This is a genomic window from Rheinheimera tilapiae (assembly GCF_042432165.1).
GTDB lineage: Bacteria > Pseudomonadota > Gammaproteobacteria > Enterobacterales > Alteromonadaceae > Pararheinheimera > Pararheinheimera tilapiae.
This window is the reverse complement of sequence record NZ_JBHLXP010000009.1, coordinates 1-14,950: the sequence shown is the minus strand read 5'-3', so window position 1 is coordinate 14,950 and position 14,950 is coordinate 1. Positions and strand designations below refer to the sequence as shown.

General features: G+C 32.2%; 18 protein-coding genes and 1 pseudogene. 8 read left to right on the top strand and 11 right to left on the bottom strand.

What is annotated here, in order from left to right; genetic code table 11:
- Positions 1–105: 105 nt before the first annotated feature.
- Genes ACFFJP_RS19970 through ACFFJP_RS19960 form a run of 3 tightly spaced genes read right to left on the bottom strand, consistent with a single transcriptional unit; the run spans position 106 to position 1,518 of the window.
- Positions 106–477, bottom strand: a complete 372-nt coding sequence (locus tag ACFFJP_RS19970) for a DUF423 domain-containing protein (RefSeq protein WP_002456855.1) — start codon at positions 475–477, stop codon at positions 106–108.
- Positions 478–498: 21 nt separating this feature from the next.
- Positions 499–858, bottom strand: a complete 360-nt coding sequence (locus ACFFJP_RS19965; RefSeq protein ID WP_001832078.1) for a DUF5327 family protein — start codon at positions 856–858, stop codon at positions 499–501.
- A 9-nt stretch (positions 859–867) separates the two neighbouring features.
- Positions 868–1,518, bottom strand: coding sequence for a uracil-DNA glycosylase (locus ACFFJP_RS19960; RefSeq protein ID WP_002456854.1), 651 nt, complete (start codon positions 1,516–1,518; stop codon positions 868–870).
- Between the two features lie 166 nt (positions 1,519–1,684).
- On the opposite strand from ACFFJP_RS19960, the gene ACFFJP_RS19955 reads away from it, so the two are divergent.
- The 3 genes from ACFFJP_RS19955 (at position 1,685) to vraX (ending at position 4,594) form a co-directional block, all read left to right on the top strand.
- Entirely contained in the window at positions 1,685–2,665 is a 981-nt protein-coding gene (locus tag ACFFJP_RS19955) for a choloylglycine hydrolase family protein (RefSeq protein WP_002438731.1), read from the top strand.
- 100 nt (positions 2,666–2,765) lie between these two features.
- Positions 2,766–3,599 (top strand): bifunctional hydroxymethylpyrimidine kinase/phosphomethylpyrimidine kinase, encoded by an 834-nt coding sequence (gene thiD, locus ACFFJP_RS19950; protein WP_001832111.1) that lies wholly within the window; start codon positions 2,766–2,768, stop codon positions 3,597–3,599.
- 815 nt (positions 3,600–4,414) lie between these two features.
- Positions 4,415–4,594, top strand: a complete 180-nt coding sequence (gene vraX / locus ACFFJP_RS19945; RefSeq protein WP_002438726.1) for a C1q-binding complement inhibitor VraX — start codon at positions 4,415–4,417, stop codon at positions 4,592–4,594.
- A 283-nt stretch (positions 4,595–4,877) separates the two neighbouring features.
- On the opposite strand, the gene ACFFJP_RS19940 is transcribed toward vraX, so the two are convergent.
- From ACFFJP_RS19940 to nagB, 8 genes are all read right to left on the bottom strand, one after another.
- Positions 4,878–5,138 carry a hypothetical protein gene (locus ACFFJP_RS19940; RefSeq protein WP_001832117.1) on the bottom strand — a complete coding sequence of 87 codons (261 nt, stop codon included), beginning with the start codon at positions 5,136–5,138 and terminating at the stop codon, positions 4,878–4,880.
- Between the two features lie 3 nt (positions 5,139–5,141).
- Entirely contained in the window at positions 5,142–5,504 is a 363-nt protein-coding gene (locus ACFFJP_RS19935; protein ID WP_001832023.1) for a VraC family protein, read from the bottom strand.
- Positions 5,470–6,618 (bottom strand): acetyl-CoA C-acyltransferase, encoded by a 1,149-nt coding sequence (locus ACFFJP_RS19930; RefSeq protein ID WP_001832124.1) that lies wholly within the window; start codon positions 6,616–6,618, stop codon positions 5,470–5,472. Before ACFFJP_RS19930 ends, ACFFJP_RS19935 begins: the two co-directional genes overlap by 35 nt.
- A 2-nt stretch (positions 6,619–6,620) precedes the next feature.
- On the bottom strand, positions 6,621–7,982 hold the full coding sequence (locus tag ACFFJP_RS19925; RefSeq protein WP_377248544.1) for a long-chain fatty acid--CoA ligase: 1,362 nt from the start codon (positions 7,980–7,982) through the stop codon (positions 6,621–6,623).
- Positions 7,983–8,099: 117 nt separating this feature from the next.
- Positions 8,100–8,747: an HAD family hydrolase gene (locus ACFFJP_RS19920; protein WP_002438724.1), complete on the bottom strand. Its 648-nt coding sequence runs from the start codon at positions 8,745–8,747 to the stop codon at positions 8,100–8,102.
- Between the two features lie 121 nt (positions 8,748–8,868).
- The gene (hxlB, locus tag ACFFJP_RS19915) at positions 8,869–9,417 is read right to left on the bottom strand and encodes a 6-phospho-3-hexuloisomerase (protein ID WP_002456012.1); all 549 of its coding nucleotides are present in this window, start codon (positions 9,415–9,417) and stop codon (positions 8,869–8,871) included.
- A gap of 1 nt (position 9,418) precedes the next feature.
- The gene (gene hxlA, locus ACFFJP_RS19910; protein ID WP_001832167.1) at positions 9,419–10,051 is read right to left on the bottom strand and encodes a 3-hexulose-6-phosphate synthase; all 633 of its coding nucleotides are present in this window, start codon (positions 10,049–10,051) and stop codon (positions 9,419–9,421) included.
- 92 nt (positions 10,052–10,143) lie between these two features.
- Entirely contained in the window at positions 10,144–10,875 is a 732-nt protein-coding gene (gene nagB / locus ACFFJP_RS19905) for a glucosamine-6-phosphate deaminase (protein ID WP_001832077.1), read from the bottom strand.
- 287 nt (positions 10,876–11,162) lie between these two features.
- On the opposite strand from nagB, the gene ACFFJP_RS19900 reads away from it, so the two are divergent.
- From ACFFJP_RS19900 to ACFFJP_RS19880, 5 genes and pseudogenes are all read left to right on the top strand, one after another.
- Positions 11,163–11,522 (top strand): YojF family protein, encoded by a 360-nt coding sequence (locus ACFFJP_RS19900; protein ID WP_001832163.1) that lies wholly within the window; start codon positions 11,163–11,165, stop codon positions 11,520–11,522.
- Positions 11,523–11,537: 15 nt separating this feature from the next.
- Positions 11,538–12,203 (top strand): bacillithiol biosynthesis deacetylase BshB2, encoded by a 666-nt coding sequence (bshB2, locus tag ACFFJP_RS19895; protein ID WP_002456851.1) that lies wholly within the window; start codon positions 11,538–11,540, stop codon positions 12,201–12,203.
- Between the two features lie 13 nt (positions 12,204–12,216).
- Positions 12,217–13,095 (top strand): GTP cyclohydrolase FolE2, encoded by an 879-nt coding sequence (gene folE2 / locus ACFFJP_RS19890; RefSeq protein WP_001832035.1) that lies wholly within the window; start codon positions 12,217–12,219, stop codon positions 13,093–13,095.
- 428 nt (positions 13,096–13,523) lie between these two features.
- Positions 13,524–14,267 (top strand): annotated as a pseudogene (locus ACFFJP_RS19885) (ArsB/NhaD family transporter).
- Positions 14,267–14,467: an arsenate reductase/protein-tyrosine-phosphatase family protein gene (locus ACFFJP_RS19880; RefSeq protein WP_107506572.1), complete on the top strand. Its 201-nt coding sequence runs from the start codon at positions 14,267–14,269 to the stop codon at positions 14,465–14,467. Before ACFFJP_RS19885 ends, ACFFJP_RS19880 begins: the two are co-directional and overlap by 1 nt.
- Positions 14,468–14,950 lie beyond the last annotated feature (483 nt).

Here is a 14,950-nt window from a genome sequence, read left to right as displayed (position 1 = left end):
CACCTCGAGAGTATAGTATACCCTAAAAGGTGAGTGAATTAACTCATGAACTTTTACCATTAAATTGTAAAGATTGTCATATTGTAACATGATTATATGAAGTGATTACCCAGCGAATTTAAGTGTAGCAATCACAAGAACAAGCCAACCAATTATAAATAGAACACCACCTATTGGCGTAATTGCACCTAAAATACGAACTTGTGTTAAGGCTAAGAAATACAAGGAACCACTGAAAAAGACAATACCAAAGAATAATAACCAACCAGCCCAATTTACATTAATTGATGTTGTACCACTTATTAAACCTATAACTAACAGACCTAATCCATGATACATTTGATAAGTTGTTGCTTTTTCCCATATTGACATGTATTTATCTGATAATTTATCTTCCAACCCATGTGCTCCAAATGCGCCAGTACCGACAGCCATCATTGCATTTAATGCACCTAAAATAATAAAAACTTTCATCATTTTGAATGTACTCCTTTATATTTAAAAATCAAAAATAGATTCACCATTACCAACTTGATCATCTGTAATCATCATATTATTAGAAGTATGATGCTTTTTCATTGATTGTGGTACTTTACCACCCATTGCTTCTATTTCAGCTGCAGTTACATGATGTTTTTGTGAAGACTGTTGTTTCATCTCATAATCATCTTTGATATTACTATTCATTGGTTTAGAATGATTTAATTTCTCTATTGTAGAACGACTTTGATGAGAACTAACAAGAGATGTGAGCATGTGTATAGCATACATATGCTTTTCAAATTCCGTATCTGTCTGAGCTTCATCTGCTTGTATCAATTCTTGCTCAATCAATTGTAGAATTTGTTCTTTGTTCATTATTCTCACCTAACTTTCACACCACTGAACTGGTGTTTTCCCTTTAGATTTTAAATAGTTATTTGTAGTTGAATAAGGTTTAGAACCAAAAAATCCTCTAAAAGCCGATAGTGGACTAGGATGTGGCGATTTAATGATTAAGTGTTTAGATGTATCAATGAATCGTTCCTTTTGTTGAGCCGGTCTTCCCCACAGAATAAAAACAACATGCTCACGATAATTAGAAACAGCTTGTATGATTTCATCCGTGAATGTTTCCCATCCAATATTTCGATGTGAATGTGCTTCACCTTGTCGAACAGTCAATACCGTATTTAATAACAAGACACCTTCTCTTGCCCAGTCTTGTAAATGAGGCGAAGTTCTATGACACCCTATATCATTTTCTAGTTCTTGATACATATTTCTTAAAGATGGTGGAAATTTAGCATGAGGTTGCACTGAAAATGCTAAACCATGTGCTTGATTAGGACCGTGATAAGGATCTTGCCCTAAAATAACAACCTTGATATCTTCAAACGGCGTTAAATCAAATGCTTGATAGATATTTTGTATATCTGGATAGACGGTTTGAGTCGTATATTCTTTTTCTAAAAAGTCATGCATCGCCTGAAAATCATGGCGCGTTGTTATATCATGAAATACCTCTGACCATTTCATTCGTTTTCACCTCAAGCTACATTTTAACATATTCATATTAGAAAAATGACTGATTTTATAAGCATTAATTTTTGTAAACTTTTATATGATTCAGGTTTACAATAAGCGCATTTTTATCTATATTACAATTAATATAGATAAATTTCAGTAGTTTGGAGTGTTATATATGTGTACTGCCATTTCTTTATATACAAAACAACGTTACCATTATTTAGCTAGAACAATGGACTTTGCATTTGAATTTAATGGTATCCCAACCATTGTTCCACGCCATTATCACTACCAATTTGATCTAGATTCAGACATGCGTCTTGAATATGGTTTTGTTGGAACAAATTTAAAAGTAGGACGTTATAGATTTGGTGATGGTATAAACGAAAAAGGTTTAGCTATTTCGAACCATTACTTCACTGGTGAAGCCTCATACAGTACCCATAAACGTTATGGTTATTTTAACTTAGCACCTGAGGAGTTTATTGTTTGGGTTTTAGGTTTTAATAAAAGTATTAGCGAATTAAAACAAAAGGTTAAGAAAATCAATATTATGAATGAAAAAAATACGACTTTGAATATCGTTCCTCCTTTACATTTCATGGTCACTGATGAAACAGGACATACCGTAGCCATAGAACCTCACAATGGCTTATTAATAGTTAAAGATAATTATGTTCATACCTTAACAAATGAACCTAAATTAGATTGGCATCTATCTAACTTAAGAAATTACGCTTTTTTAACGCCACAGAAATCAACCAATCAATTAATAGGTAAAGTGCTAGTAAGATCAATGGGCTGTGAAGCAGGAACAAATGGCTTACCGGGTGGTTATACGTCAACAGATCGTTTTATACGCGCTACATATTTAAGACACCAACTACGCTGTTCCCATAATGAAGATGAAAATTTAATGAATTGTTTTAAAGTTCTAGAATCAGTCAGTATCCCTCAAGGTGCAGTTATCGATGCCAATAAAATACATTACACACAATATCAATTAGTGATGGAAAGTAAAGAAAGAAGTTATTATATTAAGCCTTACTTTAGCAATCAAATTTTCAAAATAAAATTAACTGAAGACCTTTTAAGTAAGAATGAGATGACATTCTTACCTATTAATCACGAATTAAAGATAACATCAATACAATAGCTAAGTATGATGATTGATTTGCATTTTAAAATTATAATAATTTAGCGTACGCGATAAACATGATATGATAAAGACACTAGAAATTAATGGGAGTGAATGAATGATGGCTTTAAAAAAAGTATTAACGATAGCTGGTTCAGATACAAGTGCTGGTGCCGGTATGCAAGCAGATCTTAAAACGTTCCAAGAACTTGATGTATATGGAATGGTCGCTTTAACATCTATTGTAACAATGGATAAAGAAACATGGTCCCATGATGTAACACCTATTGATATGAATGTTTTCGAAAAACAACTTGAAACTGCAATATCAATTGGACCTGATGCTATTAAAACAGGAATGTTAGGGACACAAGACATTATTAAACGTGCCGGAGATGTTTTTGTTGAATCTGGTGCAGACTATTTTGTAGTTGATCCAGTAATGGTTTGTAAAGGAGAAGACGAAGTACTTAACCCAGGAAACACAGAAGCAATGATTCAATATTTACTACCTAAAGCTACAGTTGTTACCCCGAATTTATTCGAAGCAGGTCAACTCTCTGGTTTAGGAAAATTAACATCAATTGAGGATATGAAAAAAGCTGCTCAAGTGATTTATGACAAAGGCACACCTCATGTCATTATTAAAGGTGGTAAAGCACTCGATCAAGATAAATCTTATGACTTGTACTATGATGGCCAACAATTTTATCAATTAACTACTGACATGTTCCAACAAAGTTATAATCATGGTGCAGGATGCACATTTGCTGCTGCCACAACAGCTTATCTTGCGAACGGTAAATCTCCAAAAGAAGCAATCATTGCTGCTAAAGCATTTGTAGCTTCAGCAATCAAAAATGGTTGGAAAATGAATGACTTTGTAGGACCTGTTGATCATGGTGCATATAACCGTATTGAACAGATTAACGTTGAAGTCACTGAGGTTTAAAATACGATATATATAAATACTAGTACATTTTACCCCTCATCTATAGTCTCATTTAATTCCTACAAACATTGTAATTATAATTAAATCAATATCTATATAGATGTGGAAAGCCTGGAACAAAAAGTTCCAAAATAAGTAAATAAAGACAATTTCTATTGAAATAATATAGGAATTGTCTTTTTTATAATTTTTTTGATGATTTTCAGCTCGTTGAGCTATTACTTTTCTTATATTAAGCCACGAGGATGTCTGAATTCATCGAATTCAGTATCGTGAATTGTTTCTACAATATCATGTACATATCGTGAAATATCATTCGCGGGGATAAGTACTGAAGTTTCTATTGGTAGAGTATGTTAAGTCATATTATAATCTTTATACATAAGACACCTCGTTAATTTAGTTTAGTGGTATTTATTAAATTATACGAAAGCACCTTATTTTTCAAAGTATTTTAATATAAAATTACATATAAACACAAAGTATTTTGGCGAGACTCTTGAGGGAACAGGACAAGCTGAAGACTACAGGCTGAAGCTGTCACCTAAGAAAGCGAGCCAACAATACGAATTATTTTAAATAAAGATGCCAATAAATGAATTTATGAAAATCCATTTACTGGCTATTTTGCTAGGAATTATGTCTCAGCGTCTCTTCTCTTTCCTTTCAATCCATAATAAATATTGTATACATATAAAGTCTTAGAAAGTAATCAGTTTATCGTCGTATGTAAATTTGATACTACAGACCCATGATTTCTTATGATTTATCTTTTATTATTTAAAGTGTAGAGAGGCAAGGGAGGTATAAACAACATGATTATCTACAGAAGAAATATAGAAAATGGAACACCCATTTATGAAATCATAACTAAAACTTTCAAGACAATTACTATAAAGTGTGATGAAACTTTTAATAAGTATGAAATCTATCAATTGCTCTCTCTACTAGAGAATGACGTTGACAACATGCCGACAAGTTACTCATATCGTTAACGTTATTCTAGACAACTAGACATTGCATCAAACCTAATTGAGATTTAGCACTTTTGTCTTTCCAGTCCCAAATAAAATGAGTTTTAAAGCATTTAGTCCCTTAATACGTTTAGGTTTAAAGACATTCTATCATCCCTAAATTAACACTCACCTTAACAAGTGAGAAACGCTAATGTTAGCCAAAACTTGTCCCCTTTTGTAGCTCGGAGAGAACCTTTGAGCATTGCTAACATTGGCGTTTTTAATTATTTAATTTAAAAAAAGATTATTATTTTTATCATTCTCAACTTCTAGTAATTGTTAGTTTGGTATCATCATATGTTTTAAAAACTACAATTTCATCATTTTCTTTTATTAAAAATTGTACTTCTTCATCTATATTTATAGGTTTTAAGTACTTAATTTTGTAATTCATCCAATTCACATTAAGTTCAGAAAATACTTTTTCACATATGAGTTGTCCTGGTACAATGGAACGATGGATCGGATTCTCATCATTAACTATAGTTAAATATTCATTCACCATTTCTATTGTAAATTTCATAATTTATCTTACCTCGATAAATATTTGTTTTATATACATACAATGTTTTTTATCTTTATTGATTTCGAGTCCATATGTATATTTAATGATATTTTTAATTAATTTTTGTGAAACCTTATGCAATGTCGCTTCATACGTACAATCGACTTGAAGTTGATGTTGTGTCTTAATGTGTGTCTCTTTTAATATGATAGGCTTCTTTGAAAAAGATTGAAATAACTCAAATTGTGGCCATAACTTGGCACACATAAGAGTAGGAACATAATGGTCATACTTTATATTAAGCAATTCGCAATAATTTTGAACTTCTTCATTTGTAAATTGAACTTCTCTAATTTCCATACCATCTTTCAAATAAAGCTGCATTTCCTATCCCTCCACCTATTCCCATAGTTGCTATAGTTCTAAATTGATGTTTCATATAAAATAAACGTGTGACTAACGCTGCTCCACTTGCACCATATGGATGCCCTGTAGCAATTGCTCCTCCCCAACAATTCAACTTATTCAAAGGAATGTTAAGCTGTTGTTGGCTCGCAATAACTTGAGAGCTAAATGCTTCATTTAATTCTACTGCATTTATATCATTTATAGTTAATCGTTCTTGAGCTAATAATTGATTTACTGCTGGCACTGGACCTACTCCTAAATACTGTGGTTGAACACCTACAGTTGCACTATTCACAAACTTAATCCCTTCTGTGAATCCTAATTGACGTGCCCGATTTTCTTCCATAACAATCAGTAATACTGCACCATCATTTTTCTTACAACTATTTCCTACTGTGACTGTTCCTTCATTTAAAAGTGGTTTAAGTCTGCCAAGTGTTCTGAGAGTAAGTTGAGGTTTAATACTTTCATCTTGATTAAAATATTCACCTTTCACTTTGAACGGTAAAATTTCTTGGGAAATATTACCGTTATTCATATTTTTTGATGCCAACTGATGACTGCGATACGCAAAGTCATCTTGTTCATTTCTACTGATATGATATTTCTTCGCTACATTTTCGGCTGCTTCAATCATTGAAGGGTCTTCTCCTTCTCTTGCAAAAGGCGCCCGTTCAAAAAATTGTGGAAACTCAGATTCATAAACTGACTGCGGACGTTTGATTTTCCAAGGTGCTCTACTGGTACTCTCAACACCACCTGCAATATATATTGTTCCAGCACCACTTTGTACCATCCTACAGGCTTGTATAACGGCTTCAAGACCTGAGCCACATTGACGATCAATTGTTATACCAGGTATTTTAAAATCTAATCCCGCTTCAAGTAATGATTTTCTAGCTAAATTCCCCCCATTACCTACCGTATTACCTAAAATGACGTCATCCAAAAGAGACATTACTTTTGGATACTGATCTGTAAAATGATTAAATAAAGGTTCTAGTAATGATTCAGGTTCTAAATGCCTCAATCGGCCACCATACTTACCGAAAGCTATACGTTTTGCTGCAATAATAACAGGTTGTTTCATTTTTATAACTCTCCATTAATAAATTTATTTTTCATCTCTTTTCTAGCAATCTTTCCTGATTCTGTATAAATCATATGGTCAATTTTCTTTAATTTTGATGGAACTTCTTGTCTTAAAAGATGTTTCATTAAAAAAGATTTAATTTGTCGGTAATTCAATTGTACTTTACCTGAATAAAGCAATATCGCTATTTCTCCAAATTTAGCATGTGGTATACCAATGACAAGGGCCTCATCAATGCCTTCAATATCCATAATTAAGCTTTCAATAGCTGTTGGATATACATTAATCCCCCCAACTATAATACGATCACTCTCTCTACCTACTAAAAACAAATGTTGATTTTTAATATAAGCGAAGTCGCCTGTTTTAATCCATGCCCCCTCTTGATTGCTTTGTCCAACATAACCACTAAACACCATTTCACTTCTAACGGCTAATAATCCTACTGCATCATCATCTTGATTTAATAATCGTGTCTCGACATGAGGGAAAAGTTTACCAACAGAATTAGCAGGAGATGATTGGTTAAAATTGTAGCTTATAAAACTTGCTTCAGATGTCCCAAAAAATTCTATTAAATTTGCTTGTGGATATAAATTTCTGATTTGTTGAAACTGTTGCAATGTAAGTTTAGCACCACTACTCAAAATACTTTTAATCGATGAACAATGTCGTTGAGTTGAAATAAGTTGTTGTACCATCGTTGGCACTACAAATATTGCTGTCGTTTTGTTCAATTGATTAATAAGACGCATAAGAGATAGTGGATTAAAATTTTTTTGACCTATAAATGTTTTTCCAGTACTTAATGCATAAATACATGCGTACAATGAAAGTGAATGTGATAAAGGACCCGGTGCTACAATGGTTTCTTCACAATGCTGGAGTAATTTCTCATTTTCCTTAAAAGAAACTATCCAAGAATGTTCATTTCTATAAAACGCTTTGGGTAAACCTGTAGTTCCTGACGTGAAACCTATATGTATAACATTACGTGGGATAACCTCATCATTATAAATTGAGTTATCATGATTTGAGGTAAGATGATTATCTTTAATTAACCATTGTATGTCATAACTTTTTACAAGTTGATGTATCCTTTCATTACTCCATTGATGATTAAAAATGCAAGGAATTCCACCTCTTTGATGTACCGCAAAATAGTTAATAATATTATTTACAGGATGTTCATCCATTAGACCTACTTTTTTGTTTAATTTTACTTCTTTATAGCGCATACTAGCCTGATAAATTTCTTTACTTAATTCTCCATACGTTAGATGTCGATCTTCAAACACTAAAGCTAATCGATGCGGGTATTGATTAATATAATGCTGTAAATATTCCATTATTTTTTTCATCTTCATCACCATTTGTAAACACTTTATATAATTATGTTTACATTATACTTGCTTCATAGTTTTAAAAAAAGAGTAGGATAAAATTCCTCATGAATTATCATCCTACCATTGAAAATATTATAAAATTGTTAAAAATTCTTCTGGATCATTAACAATATAATGAGGATTTTCATGCAACAATTCGTGTGCAGATTGTGCTCCCCATGTGACAGCGCATGTTTGCACATGAGCTTGATTCGCACTCTTGATATTCTGTGCTGTGTCCCCTATATACACGGTTTTACCTATCATTAAATGATGTTTCTGTATCAAATTTTGAATCGTTTCACAAAGAAGTTTGTCTTCATTTTTAATACAGACACCTAATGAATCAGTTATAAAACGGCTTAATCCGAGATAATCTAAATACTTTTGAGTTGTTAGTATTTCTTTATTAGACACTACAAATATTTTTTTCTTTTGGTTATGTAAAAATTTTAATGCTTCACTTATTCCGGTATATTCTTTTGATTGATGTATTTCATCGTTGCTAAAACAATGATTGTATTCATCTATTAATTTTTCTATTTGATAAAAAGACAGTTCATGTGAAGCTAGCGCTTTAAAATTGTTATATAAATTTAAATGATATGTATGTAAAATAGCTTGTTCTGTAGGTTCATCTAAATTTAATCTTTTAAAAGCGCTTTGCGTAGCTTTGACGTGACATGTTGTTGTATCAATTAGCGTTCCATCAAAATCAAAAATATAACTATCAAAATTCATGATGTTCACCTCATAGTTAAAGTTATATTATAAATATACACTTAAAGGAGTAATGTTGCACCATTTATTAAAAAAGCACCTTTGTCTAATCATAGACAAAAGTGCTCATCTCTCATTCTAGTTATTCTAAATTAGCATGATTCTCTTGCATTGTTTTTTCACTAATGTGAAATGCATCCATTAAAGGTAATACAACACTATCTAAGAATATAAGTGAAGCCTGTTCAAATAAACTACCAAGTGGTTGTTTCGAACCCTCAACATCATGTTTAGTACCTGCAGGCAATTCAACAACCGTCTCTGCAAGATTACCGATTGGCGATTCCGCATTTGTAGTTAATAAGACAATTTTTGCACCCTCAGATTGTGCTTTTTCAGCTAATAATCTTAAATGTTCTGTAGAACCTGAACCTGAAATAATAATAAACAAATCATGTTCTTTAATTGAAGGTGTTGTTGACTCACCTACAACGTAGGCATTTTTACCTAATTGATTTAAGCGCATTGCAAAACTATTAGCAACAAAACCTGAACGACCTTTACCAGCTGTAAATATGCGATCTGCACCTATAACATCATTAGCAAAACGTTCATACTCTGTATTATCTACTTGAGATAAAGTAGAATCTAACTCTTCAAGAATAAGACGATAATTATTAAATTCACTCATCTTATTTACCTTCAATAGCTGCTCTACATTGTTTTGCTGCTTCTACAGGATCGTCAGCATTCGCAATACCGCCACCAACAATAACTAAATCTGGATCTTCAGCAACAATATCTTTGATAGTATCTGGTTTAATACCACCTGCTACTGCAACCTTAGAGTTTTTGATAACAGATTTAACTGTACGCAAGCTGTCTAATGGAGATTTTCCTTCAGCTTGTAAGTCGTAACCTGTATGAACTGCGATATAGTCTGCACCCATCTCATCTAGTTCTTTAGCACGTTGTTCTAAGTTTTGCACTGCTATCATATCAACAAGCAATGCTTTTCCATGTTTATGCGCTTCTTCAACTGCTGCTTTAATTGAAGCATCTTCAGCAACACCTAAAATTGTAACAATATCTGCACCATATTTTACTGCTTGGCTCACTTCGTAATCTGCTGCATCCATAATTTTCAAGTCAGCTAATACTTTAGCATTATTAATATTTTCATTTAAATGTTGAACTGCAGGTAACCCTTCATTAATTACAATTGGCGTACCAATTTCAACAATATCTACATATTCTTCAACTTTTTGAGCTAATTTTGCTGCTTCTTCTTTATTTAATAAATCAATGGCTAATTGTAGTTCCAATGAAATTCATCCTTTCGTTTTGGGAAATTCTCTTTTGCTTATAGTTGTATACCCTTCGCTAAACTTATTAAACATATAAAACAACTATATAATTATAAACAATCTGGCGCTGCTTCATCGTCTACATAAACTTCAACATTAGGGTGTGTGTGTAAAATGGTCGCAGGTACATCTTCGGTAACCTGTTCATTTAACAGTTTACTTATAGCCTCTTTTTTCTTTGGACCAAATGCGAGTAGGATAATCCTTTTTGCTTTTAAAATACTTTTTACCCCCATTGAAACTGCTTGTCTAGGAACATCCTTTTCATTGTCAAAAAATCGACTATTTGCTTTTATGGTGCTTTCTGTTAAGTTCACCACATGTGTTTCACTATTGAAGTCAGTCCCTGGTTCATTAAAACCAATGTGACCATTTTCTCCAATTCCTAAAATTTGAATATCGATTGGCCCTCTTTCATCTAATAAATTGTTATATCGTTCCGCTTCTGCTTCTAGATTTTCTGATAAGCCATCAGGAATATGAATGTGATTTTTAACAAAATGAGGATATTGCTCAAATAGCACTTTATTCATGTAGGTATGGTAACTTTGTTGATGACTTGCTTTTAAACCTACATATTCATCTAAATTAAATGTTTCAACCTGCGACACATCAACTTTATTTTTGATTAATAAATTTACTAAGTAATGATATACGTCAGTCATAGTTCCACCAGTTGCTAAACCGAGTTTGGCATGAGGGTGCTGCTGTATTTGTTTAAACAACTCGCATGCTACATAAAATGACGCAAGATTTTTTGAATCTAAATTAATAATTTTCAATATCAAACACCTCTAATTTCAATATCACAATGATTGATGACTAACGCCTTACTCTTTTATATCTCTTAAATTATACTGTAACAAATGATTAAGATTTTAAACATATTAACGCTCTATATGTAATATTCAACGTTATTTCTTGAATTTTTCCTAATTAAATCGAGCATTCGTGTACAAATATACATAGCTTTCTAGTAAAATAGATAGATAAACGAGTTTGCTGGTAAATAATATGTTTATCGGTAGTCCGTCACTGACATATTGTTTAGTTTAAGGGAGTGAACGTGTTGGAACCAATTAAAGAACAAGAAGTGCTAGATTTATTAACTTCTTACTCAAATCAGCCTGTTTACCTACACGTTGAAACAACAAATGGTGCTTATGCAAATCATTTCGATCAACGCGTATTTAACGCTGGAACATTTTTAAGAAATATTGTCGTGACTTTTGAACATGCACAACTTAAAGGCGGCGACAAAGATCCATATCGTGTAGGTCTTAAATTAAAAGATGGTGGCTGGGTTTACGTGCAAGGACTTACGCACTATGAAGTTAATGAGAATAACGAATTTTTAATTGCAGGTTTTAATTATGAAGGACAATTGGCTGCTACAATAGAAATAAGTAAACAGCCATTTACTATATAAAGGAGGTTGCCAATCATGACTGATGAAAGACACGTACTTGTGATTTTCCCCCATCCTGATGATGAAACTTTTTCGTCTGCTGGAACTATCGCAAGTTATATTGAAAAAGGTATTCCCGTCACATATGCATGTCTTACCCTAGGACAAATGGGACGTAATCTAGGTAACCCTCCTTTTGCAACAAGAGAATCTTTACCATTTATACGTGAACGTGAGTTAGAAGAAGCATGCAAAGCAATTGGGATTACAGATTTAAGGAAAATGGGGTTAAGAGATAAAACTGTTGAATTTGAACCTTACGATCAAATGGATCAAATGATTCAATCACTTATTGACGAAACAAATCCATCATTAATTATTTCGTTCTATCCTAAATTTGCAGTTCACCCTGATCACGAGGCAACTGCAGAAGCTGTAGTACGTACAGTTGGACGCATGCATGAATCAGATCGACCCCGTCTTACACTTGTAGCGTTTAGCAATGATGCATCAGAAATTCTTGGAGAACCTGATATTCAAAATGACATATCTCAATATAGTGATATAAAACTTAAAGCTTTTGAAGCACATGCTTCACAAACAGGACCATTTTTAAAACAACTTGCTAGTCCCGAAATAGATGGTCAAGCACAAAGTTTCTTAAAAATAGAGCCATTTTGGACATATCACTTTGAATCTTAAATGGAGGTAAAACATGACAGAATTTGACTTATCCACTAGAGAGGGTCGTTGGAAACATTTCGGTTCTGTTGACCCTGTCAAAGGTACGAAACCAACTACTAAAAATGAAATGACCGATTTACAAAGTACTCATAAAAATTTCTTATTTGAAATAGAGGAAGTAGGCATTAAAAATTTAACTTATCCAGTTTTAATTGATCAGTACCAAACAGCTGGTTTATTTAGTTTTTCAACGAGTTTAAATAAAAATGAAAAAGGCATTAATATGAGTCGCATATTAGAAAGCGTTGAAAAACATTATGATAATGGCATTGAACTTGAATTTAACACACTACATCAATTGTTGCGTACTCTACAAGATAAAATGAATCAAAATGCTGCAGGTGTTGATGTGTCAGGTAAATGGTTCTTTGATCGTTATAGTCCTGTGACTAATATTAAAGCTGTAGGCCACGCAGATGTTACTTATGGTTTGGCTATTGAAAATCATACCGTTACACGCAAAGAATTAACTATTCAAGCCAAAGTAACAACACTATGTCCTTGCTCAAAAGAAATTAGTGAATATTCCGCACATAATCAACGTGGTATCGTTACAGTTAAAGCATATTTAGATAAAAATAATGATGTCATCGATGATTATAAAGATAAAATTTTAGACGCTATGGAAGCCAACGCTAGTTCTATCTTATATCCAATCTTAAAACGTCCTGATGAAAAACGAGTAACAGAACGCGCTTATGAAAATCCACGATTTGTTGAAGATTTAATTCGACTAATTGCAGCTGACTTAGTTGAATTTGACTGGATTGAAGGGTTCGATATTGAATGTCGTAATGAAGAGTCTATCCACCAGCATGATGCTTTCGCACGTCTGAAATATCGCAAATAAAACATTGAATTTCAACTACAATGCCAGTTGTATTTTTAGTTTATAAGATGCAACTGGCAATTTTTTAGCATCATCAATATCGATGATACATAATGTAACACAAAAGAAACTCACCCCATGCTAAACATTCAATGTTGAATTTATTAAAGGTCGTTACGAATCTAAATAAATCAGAAATTCTAGATTTAATTTATTGTAGTGTATTTATGCACTTGTAATTTACATACATATTATAACGTTTACAACCAACTTTAAGTCATCAGATTAAAGTATTTATTAATCACACATACGTGTTTACTAACAAATGAACTTCAAACAAATGCATCAATTCAATTATAGGTTACCTGAGCTATTGACAAACTATTTACATTTAATACATTCGACTAGTGAACCAAGAATGTGTCATGCTATGAAGAAAGGTGAAATTCATGATTACTGTATTAGTCATTACTATATTTTTTATTACAGTAACTTTAATAATTTGGCAACCAAAAGGATTAGATATAGGGATTTCTGCAGTCATCGGCGCGCTTTTAGCTATCGTTACTGGAGTAGTGAGTGTCTCAGATATATTAGAAGTGACAAGTATAGTTTAAAATGCCACACTTACCTTTGTCGCAGTTATCCTTATTTCATTAATCCTTGATGAAATAGGATTTTTTGAGTGGTCTGCCATACATATGGTTAAAGCATCACAAGGACATGGATTAAAAATGTTTGTGTTTATCATGATATTAGGTGCAATTATTGCAGCATTTTTTGCTAATGATGGAGCAACCTTAATTTTGACGCCTATCGCTTTAGCGATGATAAGAAATTTAGGTTTCAATAAAAAGCTAGTGTTTCCTTTTATTATAGCTTGTGGGTTTATCGTATATTCCACATCATTACCACTTGTTGTAAGTAATTTGGTTAACATTGTATCAGCAGATTACTTTGGTATTGAATTTGTTGAATATTTAAAGCGTATGTTTATACCTAATTTATTTTCTCTATTAGCTAGTATCTTAATATTATGGTTTTACTTTAGAAAATCCATCCCTAAAACATTTGATATATCAAGTATTTTTGAACCTAAAAATGCTATACGAGACACACGATTATTTAAAATTTCATGGATTATTTTAGCTTTATTACTTATAGGTTACTTAGTGAGTGAGTTCATCCCCTAATAAACAATGACATTTTAATAGAGTCTGATATAGTTGTCACATTGTGTAGTGATGCAGATGCAAACTGTCCAGTTTTACCTAAAAACGTCACTAAAGAACATTGGGGATTTGATGATCCTGCTGGTAAAGATTGGTCAGAATTTCAACGTGTAAGAGATGAGATTAAAACAACGATAGAAACATTTGCTCATAGAGAGTAACTTAACTCAAAACTTAAAACTCACTATTATTTATACTTTTTAACAAATTTAACAACATACTTGGCTATAATACTGATGAGTGAAACTACAAGAACAGAAATATACTAAGTGGAGTAACCATGACAAACAATTAAAAACCGTTTATCGTGGGTGCTATCACAATAGTTGTATTCATAAACAATAAAGTTTATTATAAGCTCGTTTGTAAGTGACTCGTTATTTTAAATTTTTTGATTATAAAGAGGTAAATATTGTTAGTAGTATGTATTTTCGTGTGAATTATTTTTAAATGTTTATTAGTTCTATTAATATTATAAGTTTTTATTATGTTACAATGTTTGTAAAATAAACTTAATTATATGAGGTAAATTATGTACTATTTTGTAGGTAATAACATCGGTCATAAAACTGCTGGTATAGAAAAAGCAATGATTAATCGGTTAAACCTATTTAAAGCATATCATTATCAAGCTAAAATTTTAT

Bases quoted from the DNA above. Each gene is read 5' to 3' on its own strand.
- ACFFJP_RS19970 (WP_002456855.1), bottom strand. From the start codon at position 477: ATGATGAAAGTTTTTATTATTTTAGGTGCATTAAATGCAATGATGGCT.
- ACFFJP_RS19965 (WP_001832078.1), bottom strand. From the start codon at position 858: ATGAACAAAGAACAAATTCTACAATTGATTGAGCAAGAATTGATACAA.
- ACFFJP_RS19960 (WP_002456854.1), bottom strand. From the start codon at position 1,518: ATGAAATGGTCAGAGGTATTTCATGATATAACAACGCGCCATGATTTT.
- ACFFJP_RS19955 (WP_002438731.1), top strand. From the start codon at position 1,685: ATGTGTACTGCCATTTCTTTATATACAAAACAACGTTACCATTATTTA.
- thiD (WP_001832111.1), top strand. From the start codon at position 2,766: ATGATGGCTTTAAAAAAAGTATTAACGATAGCTGGTTCAGATACAAGT.
- vraX (WP_002438726.1), top strand. From the start codon at position 4,415: ATGATTATCTACAGAAGAAATATAGAAAATGGAACACCCATTTATGAA.
- ACFFJP_RS19940 (WP_001832117.1), bottom strand. From the start codon at position 5,138: ATGAAATTTACAATAGAAATGGTGAATGAATATTTAACTATAGTTAAT.
- ACFFJP_RS19935 (WP_001832023.1), bottom strand. From the start codon at position 5,504: ATGCAGCTTTATTTGAAAGATGGTATGGAAATTAGAGAAGTTCAATTT.
- ACFFJP_RS19930 (WP_001832124.1), bottom strand. From the start codon at position 6,618: ATGAAACAACCTGTTATTATTGCAGCAAAACGTATAGCTTTCGGTAAG.
- ACFFJP_RS19925 (WP_377248544.1), bottom strand. From the start codon at position 7,982: ATGAAAAAAATAATGGAATATTTACAGCATTATATTAATCAATACCCG.
- ACFFJP_RS19920 (WP_002438724.1), bottom strand. From the start codon at position 8,747: ATGAATTTTGATAGTTATATTTTTGATTTTGATGGAACGCTAATTGAT.
- hxlB (WP_002456012.1), bottom strand. From the start codon at position 9,417: ATGAGTGAATTTAATAATTATCGTCTTATTCTTGAAGAGTTAGATTCT.
- bshB2 (WP_002456851.1), top strand. From the start codon at position 11,538: ATGACTGATGAAAGACACGTACTTGTGATTTTCCCCCATCCTGATGAT.
- folE2 (WP_001832035.1), top strand. From the start codon at position 12,217: ATGACAGAATTTGACTTATCCACTAGAGAGGGTCGTTGGAAACATTTC.